The sequence below is a fragment of the Myroides sp. ZB35 genome (assembly GCF_001865835.1).
GTDB lineage: Bacteria > Bacteroidota > Bacteroidia > Flavobacteriales > Flavobacteriaceae > Flavobacterium > Flavobacterium odoratimimum.
Map to the genome: position 1 here is coordinate 3,706,593 of NZ_CP017769.1, position 14,300 is coordinate 3,720,892.

15 protein-coding genes are annotated in these 14,300 nt (G+C 33.5%); 3 read left to right on the top strand and 12 right to left on the bottom strand.

The window, feature by feature from the left end; all coding sequences use genetic code 11:
• Nucleotides 1-56 precede the first annotated feature (56 nt).
• Nucleotides 57-1,337 (bottom strand): gliding motility-associated C-terminal domain-containing protein, encoded by a 1,281-nt coding sequence (locus tag BK054_RS16395; protein WP_016649143.1) that lies wholly within the window; start codon nt 1,335-1,337, stop codon nt 57-59.
• Nucleotides 1,338-2,483: 1,146 nt separating this feature from the next.
• Between BK054_RS16395 and BK054_RS16400 the strand changes: the two genes are divergently transcribed.
• The gene (locus tag BK054_RS16400; RefSeq protein ID WP_071307569.1) at nt 2,484-3,113 is read left to right on the top strand and encodes a TetR/AcrR family transcriptional regulator; all 630 of its coding nucleotides are present in this window, start codon (nt 2,484-2,486) and stop codon (nt 3,111-3,113) included.
• A 73-nt stretch (nt 3,114-3,186) separates the two neighbouring features.
• Here BK054_RS16400 and BK054_RS16405 read toward each other — a convergent pair whose 3' ends face one another.
• From BK054_RS16405 to BK054_RS16450, 10 genes are all read right to left on the bottom strand, one after another.
• Nucleotides 3,187-4,074, bottom strand: a complete 888-nt coding sequence (locus BK054_RS16405; RefSeq protein ID WP_006258212.1) for a helix-turn-helix domain-containing protein — start codon at nt 4,072-4,074, stop codon at nt 3,187-3,189.
• 80 nt (nt 4,075-4,154) lie between these two features.
• Nucleotides 4,155-5,066 carry an urea transporter gene (locus BK054_RS16410; protein ID WP_006258213.1) on the bottom strand — a complete coding sequence of 304 codons (912 nt, stop codon included), beginning with the start codon at nt 5,064-5,066 and terminating at the stop codon, nt 4,155-4,157.
• 41 nt (nt 5,067-5,107) lie between these two features.
• Complete coding sequence (locus tag BK054_RS16415) at nt 5,108-5,896, bottom strand: urease accessory protein UreD (RefSeq protein ID WP_006261504.1); 789 nt, start codon at nt 5,894-5,896, stop codon at nt 5,108-5,110.
• A 1-nt stretch (nt 5,897) separates the two neighbouring features.
• Complete coding sequence (gene ureG / locus BK054_RS16420; RefSeq protein ID WP_016649139.1) at nt 5,898-6,536, bottom strand: urease accessory protein UreG; 639 nt, start codon at nt 6,534-6,536, stop codon at nt 5,898-5,900.
• 12 nt (nt 6,537-6,548) lie between these two features.
• Nucleotides 6,549-7,241, bottom strand: a complete 693-nt coding sequence (locus BK054_RS16425) for an urease accessory protein UreF (RefSeq protein ID WP_071307570.1) — start codon at nt 7,239-7,241, stop codon at nt 6,549-6,551.
• 3 nt (nt 7,242-7,244) lie between these two features.
• Nucleotides 7,245-7,742 (bottom strand): urease accessory protein UreE, encoded by a 498-nt coding sequence (locus BK054_RS16430; protein ID WP_071307571.1) that lies wholly within the window; start codon nt 7,740-7,742, stop codon nt 7,245-7,247.
• A gap of 89 nt (nt 7,743-7,831) precedes the next feature.
• Nucleotides 7,832-9,553, bottom strand: coding sequence for an urease subunit alpha (gene ureC / locus BK054_RS16435; protein ID WP_006264016.1), 1,722 nt, complete (start codon nt 9,551-9,553; stop codon nt 7,832-7,834).
• A complete protein-coding gene (ureB, locus tag BK054_RS16440; protein WP_006261509.1) occupies nt 9,550-9,924 on the bottom strand; it encodes an urease subunit beta in 375 nt (124 codons plus the stop codon). Before ureB ends, ureC begins: the two co-directional genes overlap by 4 nt.
• A 16-nt stretch (nt 9,925-9,940) precedes the next feature.
• Complete coding sequence (ureA, locus tag BK054_RS16445) at nt 9,941-10,243, bottom strand: urease subunit gamma (RefSeq protein ID WP_006258220.1); 303 nt, start codon at nt 10,241-10,243, stop codon at nt 9,941-9,943.
• Nucleotides 10,244-10,371: 128 nt separating this feature from the next.
• On the bottom strand, nt 10,372-10,758 hold the full coding sequence (locus BK054_RS16450) for a hypothetical protein (protein ID WP_071307572.1): 387 nt from the start codon (nt 10,756-10,758) through the stop codon (nt 10,372-10,374).
• Between the two features lie 158 nt (nt 10,759-10,916).
• Here BK054_RS16450 and BK054_RS16455 point away from each other — a divergent pair, with 158 nt between their 5' ends.
• A complete protein-coding gene (locus BK054_RS16455; RefSeq protein WP_232234303.1) occupies nt 10,917-11,387 on the top strand; it encodes an OsmC family protein in 471 nt (156 codons plus the stop codon).
• 47 nt (nt 11,388-11,434) lie between these two features.
• On the top strand, nt 11,435-12,598 hold the full coding sequence (locus BK054_RS16460; RefSeq protein WP_071307574.1) for an erythromycin esterase family protein: 1,164 nt from the start codon (nt 11,435-11,437) through the stop codon (nt 12,596-12,598).
• Between the two features lie 101 nt (nt 12,599-12,699).
• Here the strand turns inward: BK054_RS16460 and BK054_RS16465 are convergent, their stop codons facing one another.
• Nucleotides 12,700-14,166 (bottom strand): Fic family protein, encoded by a 1,467-nt coding sequence (locus tag BK054_RS16465; RefSeq protein ID WP_071307660.1) that lies wholly within the window; start codon nt 14,164-14,166, stop codon nt 12,700-12,702.
• Between the last annotated feature and the right edge of the window lie 134 nt (nt 14,167-14,300).

Genomic DNA, 14,300 nt, shown 5'->3' on the forward strand with positions numbered 1-14,300 from the left:
AAGAGCATCTATGTCAATAATACCTTAATAACTCTATTAATCATTTTCTTTTAACTTTATTCATTCTCTAAATGTAAGTATCCTTGTTTCTTGATAATTCTAGCTCCTCTTGCATCAGAATATTCGTATGTTAATACGTAGAAGTAAGTACCTGTTGGTAGTTTAGCATTTTTATTCATAGTACCACGTCCTTCTGAATATCCCTTAAATACATTACCATTACTATCATAATTGGTTGTTTCGTATACCTTAGCTCCCCATCTATTGAAGATCTGTACTTTATTATTAGGATAGCGAGTAATATTATCAATAATAAAATAATCATTCTTACCGTCTCCATTAGGAGAAACAGCGTTATATACGACTACATCACCATCTAACATTACATCAGTATTTACTGTCCCTAAAGTAAAGAATCCATAACCATTTACAGCAGTAGCTGTAGTTACCTCTTTATTTGCGATATCTACTACTCCTCCTTCGTCTACCCAAATAAGATTATGTGAATCCCAACGGATAATATGTAAGTCTTTTTCTGGATTTAACAACATTTCCTTAAGTGTTGTTTTATCACTCCAACTCAAGGTTAGCAAGACATCTCCTTCTGTATTATTCCCTTTATCTACTAACCAAAACTCTTTTGTATTCAATAAATTAATTACTCCAGATTTATTACTATGAGATTCGAAAAACTGTTTATCATCATAAATATATCTACTAACATAAACAGATTTATCACTTTTAGGAGCAGAGATTTTAGCATATCTAAAGTTACCTTTATTTCCTTGAGGGAACATAAACTCATCGTTTCCTATTTTCTCTATCTCACCATCAGCAAAGCTTTTATCACTCACATTAATTGCTTTTGCTCCTTTCTGAAAACTGATCATCCCTTTTGATAATCCTGTTGTTGCATTCAAAGTCGAGTCTACCTTTACAATTCCGTCTTGAAAGTCCATTGTTCCATAGACATCTATATTTGTTTTCAGATCAAAAGCTCCAGCTGTCTGGGGATTGTTTAGAACTACATCATAAAATTCAGTAAATGAGTTACCCGAAATAGTTTGTACACCTGTTTCGTTCTCATATCTACTAAACACGACTTTACCTGTCTTCGCATTTTTACTAATGCTATAGATACCTTCATTGGTAAAATCATTAAAGAAATAAACAGTACCATCATTAGTAAAGTCACCTTTCTTTTCGTTAATAAACTCCGCTACAGTACCCATTTCTGTACCTGGCATAACGGATAATATTCCTTCATTTACAGTTTGTGCAGAAACAATACATGGCACTAGCCCAAGAATTATTAAACTGATATTCTTCTTTTTCATAACTACTCTTTTTATTCATTTTATCCCCAGCTTTAAAAGCAATATTAGCTTTCAATCTCTGGTTTTTTTTAACCTTATCCCTACGAGGTCGTTTTACAATAAAACCAAAAATCGCACCAATTAATCTATTTTGTATAAAATTTTGTACCTAATCATTCTTCTATTAGATCTTTTCAGCAATTTCACTAGTCTCAAACACCTATAAAACGAACACACTATTTATTATTTTATCATAATTACTAGCAATACAAAAATAGAACTTAACCAACAATATTTAATACTACACAAACATTTATACACAATAAATAAAAATATTATACAAATACACGATTAAAACTCATAAAATAACAATTATAAAACCTAATTTATAAAACGCCACTAGTCACCATAGGTGACTCCCTATAGTATATAGACTCCTCTTTTATACCTCTAGTGATTAATTGTTAAATTACATTCTTATTTCACAACAAACAATCGCTAATTGTGAATATTTTATTTTTTAGTGCTTTTACCATTTATTCAGCTCCTCTCCCTGTCTATGCAATCATTAAAACTATATTTAAAAAAAATAAGAGCCAAATACCCTAAGATACTTGACTCTCATTATTACTTTTCTTTTTCATTAATATTATACATTATCTAGCAATTATACAGGATGCTAAAAAATTTAATAGATGACTGATTAAAAAACATAGGTTCTAGTTAGATAATACACTAACTAGAAACCTACTACAAACAACGTATCTATAATTCGGCCAGAACTATATTTTATCGTATAACTATAAAGCGCAGTATTACAAGAAATGTGTTATAAACTCTCTTACAAGAGAATAAATCACGACAACAGCACTTAATATCCATTTTATCATAATACTTCTATTTATGGCGTTATACCTATTTTTTACAATTACTTCTTTACAGTCTATAAACAAGAATATTGACTCTAATTCTATTTTCAACAAAGCCTCTAACCAAATCAATACTTCTTATTAAAAGAAATATTCTTAACAGAAAACATTAAGTATCCTTCATTAATACTAAGATTTCAATACCTAGAGAACCTTTTCTGAAGAGCAAATATATAACAAATCACTTAATAGTGACTTAATATTTAGTACTTTTGAAAAAAATATTTTTTACTTCATTATGCCAGAGAAAAAGGAAAAACCAAGAGAGAGAAATAAAGAAAAAAGTAAAGAAACATTACTTCAAGCAGTGGGAATAATTTTAAAAGAAAAAGGTTATTCTGCCCTTAAGGTAAATGATATCGCTGCAACAGCAGGACTAGACAAAAAACTTATCTATAATTACTTTGGAGGTGTAGATCAATTACTTGATGAGTATATCAACTCCCAATATTTTTGGAACAATATAGATCCTGATTTATTGTTAGACGAAGCCACTAAAGATGGCGGAAAAGAAATGGGTAAAGCATTATTAGCTGAACAATACGACTTTGTTCAACAAAACAAGGAGTTTCAAAAACTAATGCTTTGGCAATTATCCGAAGACAGAGATTCTTTAAAAAGAATTATAACCAAACAGGAAGATATAGGAGAAGTTCTATTCAAGAATGTATCTGATCATCACTTTGGTGATAAAGCAGATAATTATCGCGCTTTAATGGCTATTCTTGTATCTGGGGCTTATTACCTCAACTTATACGCTGAACACAATGGAAGGTATTTCTGTGGTATAGACCTCCACAGTGATGAAGGAAGACAAAAGATAAAAGAGGCAATGAACTCTATTATAGACAAGGCCTACGAAAAGTAAAAAACAAGAAAGAGAATAGTATAACTTATATCTATTCTCTTTCTTGTTTTAAACATTGTCAATACTAGACAAGTTATAATATAAACTTATGTTTGCGATAATCACTAGGTGAATACCCTGTCACCTTTTTAAATAACCTTGTAAAATAAGAAGGTGAATTATACTTTAATTCAAAAGCGATACCTGCAATATCTCTTGTTTTATCTTGTAAGAGTATTTGACTATGTAAGATACTAATCTCATTAATCCACTGTTTAGGTGGTTTATTAGTAGCTTCCTTGACACATTTATTCAGATAATTCTCTGAGATGTGAAGAAGGTTAGCATAAAACAGTACATTCTTATGGTCGATATGAAATTTCTGTACCAACTCTCTGAAGCGAAAGGCAATATCTAGTTGTCTACTCATCGGAGTCTTCTTTTCCATATCAACGCGAATTACCTTCATTAATATAGCCTCTAACAAAGTAACACAAATCTCTACATCTCTATTTTCACTTAAAGATTCTTCTTCTAGCAAATCTAATGTTCTACCTACCCAACTCGCATTCATCTCATTAAGCTTCACATGAGGATTCATGGCAAAAAACTTTAAATCAGTTGCACCTAATGATATATCTGTAACCACATCGTTCTCATATATAACAAAATACCCCCTGATATCCTCTGATATAGATAGGGTTGCTGTTATATTTCCATTCTTGACATTGATAATCTCATGTTTAGACAAAGTATACGCTCCACTATCTAAATACTGTGTCATCTCCCCCGTAGTCAACATAATCATAAAATTAAATGTAGTACGATAAGGGATAACAGGCATTAAAATTCCCCTTAAATAGTCTTCTAAACGATAAACTTGAATCTTGCTATCATTCTCTAAATAACTATTATCCAAATGAGGCAAAAACAACTTCTTATACTGATAGTTGTTCAATATTTCAATAGACGGCTTCGACATATTTCAACCAAATAATTAAGGCAAATTTTATAAAATAAATAGATCATTATCAATAGTCTATAGCTAATATTTTGCCAATATTACTTAGATATTCTATCAATAAGATTAGTAATTCCTAGTTCTTCTAATTTCTTCACTATCCATTTGTCTAACTGCTTGATAGGATACATCACCCACATCGCAAATACAAAAGGGAATGTCAAAGTAGTCCATCCATACTTAATCATAAAAATATCGAAATAGGTAGAGATAATTACACTGATTAACACATACATTCCTGCACGTACTTTATCCTCTCCCATAGCAATACCGCATAATACCGCATTAAAACTAAATACTCCTTCACTAATTAAAGCATTAGAGGCATGACTACTATGCGAAATATACACACTGACAATCACTGCTACAAAACCATATAATGCCTGTATAGGTCGGCTGATAAACACTCCCAAAAAGAATACAACTCCTGCTACAAAGCTCCCTTGGAATAATACTTGTCCAAAAGCATGACCTTGAATTAAAAAATCATCCAGTTCTTCTATATCTACAAAGTGCTCAGGTACAGAACGAATAGCTAAATCAGGTATACTTAGAATAAACAGTGAAATCCAAGTAAAAAGAATAAAAGGAAATGTATAAGCTGGTAATTCCTTTTTTATTGCCCATCCCATTATAATGGTTGATAAAACAGATGAAATAATCATCATCGCATATACCCAAATACTAGGTTCAAAATAGAATATTAAAGCTACCCCTATCAGACATGAATTAAACCCATATAGTCCATTCTCTATGTCCTGCCTATCAAATCTCAATAATTTTGCTGTTATAATAGCTACTATATTACTCAGAGATGCCGCTAACGCCATATTGGTAGAATCGTAATATATTGCTGCCAAGAACAGCATTCCTGTTATTGCATTGGCTTGTAACATAATCTGTCCAAAACCTCTAAAAAAGGCCTTAAAACAATGAACTATAAGTTCTTTCATGGTTTTATTTTTGAGTTTTTAATTAAAATCTACTTAGGCTGTTATAAAAACAACTCATCCCATAGCTTCTGTTGAATTGTTTGAAATATATTGAATAGCTTTTCTGCTCCTTGTCCTAAAACTCGAATCATAAATCCATCTCCTTCTAATAAGCTTATACCGAATTCGATTCCTTCTTTCTCTCCATACTGTTTATAGAAAAATTCTATGTATTCTAGTACAGATACATTGGCGGTATTGTAATAAATCAGAGTTCCCTGATGAGTATATCCCTCTAGAATACCTATCTCTTTAATAGGCATTAAGTCAGGTTGTAACAATACATTATCCTTTACTTTAAGCTTACCTTCTACATAAATCTCAGTCAAATTCTGAAAGTGATTGTACTCAAACTCTTCTCCTGATAACTTCCTTCCACAAGTAATAATATCAGAAAGTAAAAAATGACAATCTTCCTTCATTTCTACTTTATTACGACTGATAAAAGTAGATGAACTCTGAGGCACTACCGGATGAGGAACATAGGCAAAAGCACTTCCCTTTTTCATATCTATTACAGTGGTTTGCATCGACTTATTCTTCATGTGAAAAAGACGTTGATACGCTTGTGTCTGTAATTGAAGTTTAGTGTACTTAGCAAGGTGAATAGAGATGCGATGATCATCGTTATCTAAGAGTCCTGGAGAAGAACTCATAATCATCAGATAAGCTGCCTTATCTCTCTTATATTGCCCTACTGGTACGATTCGAAAAGGTTGAGTAACGTAAGCGTCTTTTAAATAAGAAGCTCCCTCACGTTGCTCAACTTTTATATCTAATGATGAAATCATATTATCTCAATAAATTTGGTTCTTCAATATCCTCTAACAAGGCATATTTTTTAATCCAACCGACTATTTCTTCTAGTCCATCTCCTGTTTTTAAATTAGAAAATAAAAATGGAGCTCCTTTTCTCACTCGTCTTGCATCTGTCTCCATCACATTAAGATCGGCTCCTACGTAAGGGGCTAAGTCTTTCTTATTGATTAACAACAGGTCAGAACGTGTAATGGCTGGTCCTCCTTTACTTGGCATCTTTTCTCCCTCTGCTACATCTAATACGAAAATGGTAATATCCGCTAAGTCAGGGCTAAAGGTAGATGATAAGTTATCTCCTCCACTCTCAATAAAGATCAACTCTAAATCAGGAAAACGACTAGCTAACTCATCTACAGCTTCTAGATTCATACTCGCATCTTCGCGTATTGCAGTATGAGGGCATCCTCCTGTCTCTACGCCTATAATCCTATCTTTTGGCAATAGACTATTCTTAGCCATAAACTCTGCATCTACACGAGTATAAATGTCATTAGTAATCACTGCTAAATCATATTCATTTAATAATCGACGGCTTAAGCGTTCTAATAGAGCTGTTTTACCTGATCCTACAGGCCCTCCTACTCCTATTTTAATATATTTTCTATTTTCCATATTGTTATTTGCTTATGATAAATAAAGTCTTGAATAAAGGCGTTCGTGTTGCATACATCTGATATCAAAACCAATATTACACAGACCGATAAGGTTTCTATCCATTACTAACGACTCTTCACTTAGTTTCAATAAATCATCGTGTAAGTAATACAGAATATCTTGCCCATCTAATTGCCCTAATGGTATTAGCTTTACCGCATTAGTGACCATACCTATAGCTGCATTGTAGTAATATGCATGCATAGCTTCTACTAAAGGGATTTGCATTACTGCTGCAAAGACTCCATAAAGGATACAATAGTGATTATAGGTCTCCTTTGTCTTAATCAATTGTTCCCATCGTTGTACTACAGTATGCTCTCCACTGTATCTACTAAATATCTTATATAAACGCAATCCTAACTTCTGACTACCTTGTCTTATTTCCATTGGCCCTTTTAGTGCATTACACTCTTGATCCAATGCGATTAATTCTTTGACATCTCCTAACACAGTAGCATCATAGGCCAGCTTCATCAGTGCTGCATCATTGTACTTAATATTATACCATAGATTATGTCTTATATACTGATCTGCTGATATCTTATCACATACCATCCCATTTTGTACATAGGTCTCTAACCCATTAGAATGTGTATATCCCCCTATGGGTAATGCTGGATCTGCCAAATGCAATAACCTTCCTAAAAATGACTCTTGCATATTCTATAATTTTAATGATAAACTACCTTTAGGCAGTGTAAACGTAAACTTCTTATGCTGTTCAAAATCAACATTTGCATTTAGTGGACATCTCAACTTCTTTTCTATAACCTCTGTTGTATATCCATTTTTATCAAACCACTCTTGCATAGAACGCTCATAAGGCATGTATAAACTATTATCTTCAGCAAAGAGTGGGATATGTTTATTTCCTATTTCATAAGCCACTAAACCTAATGTTATCATATCAGATGAAGTAAAAGCAATAGCCTCACAAGGCAAAATAGATACCATGATTACTTTTTGCTGGTCTTCATATAGGATATCTCCATCTTTTAAACTCTGCCCTTTACCTAAAAAACGAATAGCAATAGATAGTCCATCAGCTGTCACTAGACGCTGGATACGCTTGTCTACTTGATACCATTCGATGTATAAATAATCGATATGCTTCTCTATCTCTTCTGACTTACAATTTCTTATCGCTTGAGTTACTAGCATGCTTACGTTTACTTAAAAATGAGAATACAGGGCTAAAAAGCCCTTATATTCTCTTGTTGTTGGTTTATTTGTTTGTTGTTTATATAGTTTTAAAACAAGAAATATCGCTGTCCTAGTGCTACCTCATCTATTGGTTTACAAGTGATTTTCTTACCATCTATACTTACCTCATAGTTCTCAGGATTCACAATAATCTCTGGTGTAGCATGATTGTGAATCATATCTGCTTTAGAGATATTACGACAATTAGTCACCGGAAGTAATGTTCTAGCTACTCCATATTCTTCTTGAATACCTTTTTCTAGAGATACCTTAGAGACGAAGTTAAAACAAGTATTAGTTACTGCTTTTCCTAGTCCCCCATACATCGTTCTCAAGATAATAGGTTGAGGCGTTGGAATAGACGCATTCGCATCCCCCATCTTAGACGCAGCTATCATTCCTCCTTTGATAATCATCTCTGGTTTCGCACCAAATAATGCTGGTTTCCATATCACTAAATCGGCTATTTTACCTGGTTCAATTGACCCGATATAATTAGATACCCCATGAGCAATAGCAGGATTGATTGTATACTTCGCTACATATCTTTTTGCACGGAAGTTATCATTACCTGTTCCCTCATCCTCTGCTAGGCTACCGATTTGTTTCTTCATCTTATCAGCTGTTTGCCATGTTCTAGTGACTACTTCACCTACACGTCCCATTGCTTGAGAATCAGAACTCATGATACTAAATACTCCTTGATCTTGCAAGATATCTTCAGCCGCAATAGTCTCAGGACGAATACGCGAATCTGCAAAAGCCACATCTTCTGGAATATCTTTACTCAAGTGGTGACACACCATCAGCATATCTAAGTGCTCATCGATTGTATTCTTTGTAAATGGTCTCGTTGGGTTAGTTGACGCTGGCAATACATTAGGATACATAGCCGATTTAATAATATCAGGTGCGTGTCCTCCTCCAGCTCCTTCTGTGTGAAATGTATGGATTACACGTCCATTAATTGCTTGCATTGTGTCTTCTAAGAATCCTCCTTCATTTAACGTATCTGTATGTATCGCTACCTGCACATCATATTGATCTGCTACAGATAACGCTCTATCGATAGTAGCTGGAGTAGCTCCCCAATCCTCGTGTATCTTTACTCCTAAAGCACCTGCTTCGATCTGTTCAATAATAGGCTGTTCTGTCCCTACATTTCCCTTTCCGAAGAACCCGAAGTTCATTGGTAAGTGATCCACAGCTTGCATCATGCGCTTCATATACCATTTACCAGGAGTCACAGTTGTCGCATTTGTCCCATCTGCAGGTCCAGTACCTCCACCTATCATAGTAGTCACTCCACTGTATAGGGCTGTCTCTATCTGTGTAGGACTGATATAGTGAATATGAGTATCTATACCTCCTGCTGTAACGATATACCCTGCTCCTCCATGTACTTCTGTAGAAGCGCCGATAATCATATTAGGGCTTACATCATCCATCGTATCAGGATTACCTGCTCTACCTACACCTACTATCTTACCATCTTTAATACCAATATCTCCCTTTACGATACCCCAGTGATCAATAATAATTGCTCCTGTAATTACCATATCTAGCACCCCTTCATGACTAAGGTGATTAGATGATTGCATCATTCCATCGCGTACAGTTTTACCTCCACCGAACTTGCTCTCATCACCATAACTTGCAAAGTCTTTCTCTACCTCAATGATGATTTCTGTATCTCCTAGACGCACTCTATCTCCTACTGTAGGACCAAAGATCGCACTGTAGTTTGCTCTACCAACTTTTAAACTCATAATGATTTGTTTTTAAAGTACTGTTTCTCTACTTTTTTCATCGCTATAGCTTTAGCTTCTTCAGAGATTGTTTCTCCATTGGCTAAATCGTTATGTCCATATATCTTTCGTGCACCTGCATAAGGTACTAAGTCTACCTCTTTTTCTTCTCCTGGCTCAAAACGAACAGCTGTACTGGCAATAATATTTAATCGTTTACCAAATGCCGCAGCACGGTCGAACTCCATCATTTTATTTACTTCAAAAAAATGATAGTGAGACCCCACTTGGATAGGTCTATCTCCTTTATTAACCACTGTAATGGTAGTAATCTCTCTACCTTCATTACAGATGATATCTTCCTCTTTAATAAAATATTCTCCTGGAACCATTTGTTTTCGTATTAAATTATCGAATAGGGTTGTGTACTGTCACTAGCTTTGTTCCATCAGGAAAAGTAGCTTCTATTTGTACATCGTGAATCATCTCGGCAATTCCGTCCATTACATCTTCACGTGTTAATAGTGTAGCTCCATACTGCATTAACTCTGCTACTGTTTTTCCATCTCGTGCCGCCTCTAGAAGCTCACTACTGATATAGGCTATAGATTCAGGATAATTTAGTTTTACCCCTCTAGCCTTGCGTTTTTTGGCTAATTCACCAGCCAAGTGCAAAAGCAACTTTTCCGTTTCTCTCGGTAATAAATGCATATATATTTTTAATTAAAATTGAAAAAATAGAATAACACTCCAACATAGATTTAACTACATTGGCTACATATTGATTGATTAACTAAGTAGCAAAGATTTGACCACAATTACCCTGTAGCCATTATTTTTTAAACTATCCCATGAGGAATCTTAAGTGTCTGGTATAATAAGTACTTTGCTCTATGCTGTTGCAGATAAGCAGATACATTGTCCTCACTTAAAGCGGGTGTAGTAAAACGCTCATTAAAAACGTATGTATGCAGAAAGTGTAGTACATCACCTAAATCTATTTTATCACTAGAAAAGTCATTAGTATCTAACGAGTTTAAATACTCCACTTCTACTTCTATTTGACAAAAAACTTTAGATGCATCTTTCTTGCTAACTTGATCAGATAACAAAACCTTACCTGATACGGCATAATTCTTCCCTGTCTCTACACGTTGGCTTGCAAATACAAATCCAAAATGAAAGAGAAAAAAACACAAAACGATAATTCGAGATAATGCTTTCATAACAGCGTTAAATACCTTGTTCTTAATTATGCCACAAAGATAAAATCTATATACTCCATCTAATAGCACAAATCTTGACTATACTACCATAAAATAGGCAATTGAGAACATAAATCGTTAAACTTGTCCTTATCTTTATGAACACAAAACACACAACAATGAAAACACATAACTATCAAGCTACCATAGAGTGGACAGGTAACAAAGGAACTGGAACTGATAACTACAAGAACTATGAACGTGATCACAGAATCAGTATAGAAAATAAAGTCCATATTCTTGGCTCATCTGACCCTGCTTTTAGAGGAGATAAGACCAGACACAACCCTGAAGATATGCTTATTTCTTCTCTATCTTCTTGCCATATGTTGTGGTACTTACACTTCTGCTCTGTAAATAATATTATTGTAGTAGCATATACAGATCATGTGACTGGTGTAATGATAGAAGAAGTAGATGGCAAAGGTAAATTCACTGAAGTAACACTCCATCCTACGGTAGTTGTAGCTAATAAAGATATGGTCGAAAAAGCAAAAGAACTACATCATAAAGCCAATGAATATTGCTTCATTGCTAACTCAGTAAACTTCCCTGTGAAACACAACCCTACTATCCTTGTACAACAATAGACACACGAAATCCGTACACTCCTCGTTAGTATAATAAATATATCCTTATGCTACCATCACATATTAAAATATTTCAATACCTATTATTGTTTTTAAGTAGTCTTTACATTTCTACTAATTATGCTCAAAACAAACTTATTGTCAATGACATAAAAGACAAATCAATTGTAGCTCTTGGAGATGCGAATCATACTGATTATACAGCGAGTACACTTAGAGTAGAACTAATAAAAGAACTAGTAGAACAACATAATTTCAAGATCATTGCTCTTGAATCTAATTTATATGAAGTGTATCAGGCTTTTGAACAATACAAAATCACTGGCCAAGTTGGGACAATAAATAATGCTATTTTTTTTATCATGAGAAATAAACCTCTTGAAGAGTTGTTTATCTATCTAAAAGAACAATATGAGAAAGGTAATCCTATCAAAGTAGTTGGGTTTGATGCTGACTTCTCTGGTGAGTATTCAGATACTATTTTCACAAAAGCTATAACAGAAACTCTTCATGATACCACTCTAAGTTGTACATCTATATCTTCTAATGAGTTTGAGAAGCACTTTAAAAATATAACTATTACCAATCTTAAAGCATTATTTCGTACTAAAAAAGATTACAATATTGTTTATGACTATCTTCAATGTTATCTAACCCAAATAGAAAGTAATCCAGTATTAGAACAAGCTTTAAACAATCTGATAAAAAAAATACAAGCAAAAAATAGCAAGACTGACTCAGATAATCATAGAGATCAATTAATGTATGAGAATATATTATTCTTAAAAGAACAATATCCTAATGAGAAGATAATCTTATTTGGTTCTTCTACTCATTTTATTAGAAAACCAAAGGCTATTGAATCTTCTTTTATGCAAAATAACAGAATCACTTTAGGGTCTCTATTAGCTGATAACTTTAAAGATGATTACGCTTTTATAGCTTATACTGCTATAAGTGGAAATTCGTTAGGCTTCTATGGTAAAAAACATAAATTAAAAGAAGCAATACCAAACTCTATCGAACAAATCATAGCATCCAATCACAACGAAGAAGCAACTTCTCATTATCTCAATAAAAATGATAAAATTATGGCTCAAGCAACATACTCTCGTTTTTTAGGTAATATGTTCCTTAAGATGAATATCCTAGAAGTTGTCGACGGCATTGTTTTTATCCAAAATAATAATACTGAAACCCTAAAGAAGTAATCATTCTTGCTAAATACACCACAATACTAATACATATTTCTAAAAAAAATCAAACATCCTATAATCACTACTAAAGAATAAAATCAACTCATAGCATTCTACTACGGTTTCTTTTTAAGTAAACTCTTTGCTGTTGCTTTCCCTTTTTCAGTTAAATAGTACTTCTGGTTACGGCTCGTAGGTTTATCAGGTATTGTCAAAGCAATATATTCCCTTTCAAGTGCTGCTTGCAAGTAATTTCTTCTAAAATTATCTCTATTTAGTAGCCCTAATTTCTCTTGTAATTCTTCTCTACTGTGTATATCAATAAAAGCTTTTAAAAGCTCTATAACTTGTGGACTATCTTGCATGGTATCAAGAATGCTATCTTGCACGTTATCTTGCATGGTGTCTTGTACGTTATCCTGCACGTTATCTTGCATGTTATCTTGCATGGTGTCTTGCACGTTATCTTGCATGGTATCTTGCACGTTATCACGTTCAACAAGTACAATTGGTTCTGCTGAAGGAAGGGTAATCTTCAAGAAGTTTTCTGAAAACTGAAAGCAATCTGTACCATAGGCCTGCAATATTCTAGGGACACCGGACCCTAACTGTTCTACTAGGTCCAGGTCTTTAAATATTCGCATAATCTCTTTATTTCGCGGTACAGAGAAACCATAAAAAAACTCTTCTTTTGACAGTCCATCAGGCAATCCTCCATAGGAAGTAATCTCTAATCGGTCATCGAATATCTCAAACTTAGGAGCGATCTCTCGAGTATAATCATTATGTACAAAGGCATTTAAAACAGCTTCTCTCAAAGCGATTACATTCCATAAACGCCTTTCTTTCCTTTCTTTTGCTGTGATTTTAGCTAGAGTCCGATTCTCTACATTTAATTTATCTAATACTTGGTGAGTTGCTTTTATCAGTGATTCATAACCAAACTCATTACTCTCTTCTAACTCTACTCTATCTAGCCCTATATAACGAGCTACTTTAACAGAGACACTATTACTGTCACTCATTAGATAAGCAACATAATTATATTCTTCTTTCTCGGTTAAAAGCTCTAGATTAGTTGCGAACTGTTCATTTAATGTCTTATTGATAAACTGAAAATAGATATGTAGTTGCTGGAACTGTAATTGTTGTTTAGGAGATCTAATCTTACTAATAGAGTTCCTAGTTCGTTTACTATACAAATCTTCTATTAGTTTAGTGGTCATGGGTTCTGAAGAGCTTCCTATTCTAATAAATGTTCCTTTCTCTGACATTCCATATTTCTTGATATAATAAGGCTTCTCAGATCCACCTGCTATAATAATTTTTATAACATTCTTGCCCTTTGTATTTTCAACAACTAGATCAAATAGCCCTAAACAGGAAGGAAGTATATTAGTCTTTAACCGATCTTTAATAACTAGTTGATCCTGATCAAGATTCTTTACTCCTATAGGGATACCTTTATTATTAATACCTATATAAAGTACACCTCCTTCATTGCTATTTAAAAAAGCGACAACTTCTTTTTCTAAATCTGAAGTTAGCTGTTGTTTAAATTCTAGATGCTTATTTTCGAACATAGCTTTAGCATTATTAACCACAACTAAAATACTGATTACGAAACCAATAAAATAAATCAATTCAAATAAGCTTAATCTTTTTTAGCAAATAAAAAACCTCAATAGAATGCATCTATTGAGGTTTTTGATACTTT